The organism is Exiguobacterium sp. KRL4, assembly GCF_001870785.1.
GTDB lineage: Bacteria > Bacillota > Bacilli > Exiguobacteriales > Exiguobacteriaceae > Exiguobacterium_A.
Genome location: NZ_MOLV01000021.1, coordinates 1 through 811, shown reverse-complemented (window position 1 = coordinate 811; position 811 = coordinate 1). Strand labels below are relative to the sequence as shown.

At 49.9% G+C, this 811-nt stretch carries 1 pseudogene; it reads right to left on the bottom strand.

The window, feature by feature from the left end:
* Positions 1 to 5: 5 nt before the first annotated feature.
* Positions 6 to 797: pseudogene (locus BLD48_RS12545) on the bottom strand (IS30 family transposase); the annotation flags it as partial.
* Positions 798 to 811: the final 14 nt, after the last annotated feature.

Genomic DNA, 811 nt, shown 5'->3' with positions numbered 1-811 from the left:
TTTTGTCAAATTAAGTGCAACACTTCTTCCGTGAAGACCTCGTATGCAGTTTTCCAGTTGAGACATTTTCGCGGTCTCCCATTGATCCAGGCGAGCGCTTGAGCGAGTTCAGAACGACTGACCTTTCCGAAATCTGTCCCCTTCGGGAAAAATTCACGGAGAAGACCATTGGCGTTCTCGTTACTCCCACGCTGCCAAGAAGAATACGGATCCGCAAAATACATCGGTACGCCTAACGTGTCACGAATTCGTTCATGACAGCTAAACTCTTTTCCACGATCTGTCGTCGCAGTTTGGAACGTTCCCAACGGGAAGTAAAGATGCAATGCTTGAATCGCAGACTCCATCGATTGAGCGGACCGATCTTCCATCGGTACAGCGAGATAAAAACGGCTCTTTCGCTCGACGAACGTTGCGACACAGGCTTTGGATTTCCCTCTACCCGAGACAACAGTATCAAGCTCCCAATGTCCGAACGTTTGGCGCCCTTTGACGTCAGACGGACGTTTACTGATTGGCAGTCCGACGTTAAAGCGTCCACGCGTCTCACGTGGTTTCTGACGCTTTCCCTTTTGTCGAAGGAGTCCAGAATCGGCCTCGACGAGGCCCGTATAGATCCAGCGATAAATTGTCTTGAACGAGAGTCCTTCTTCTTGGAATAATCGTCCGGCAATCTGTTCAGGGGACCATGTCTCGCGTAACTTTTCGAGGATACGGACTCCTTTTTCGAGCGTCACCTTCGTCCGTTCACAGAACTTCTTTTTGCGTTCCCCATAACCCTGGTCACCAAGGGAAGCATCTTAGTTAGGCT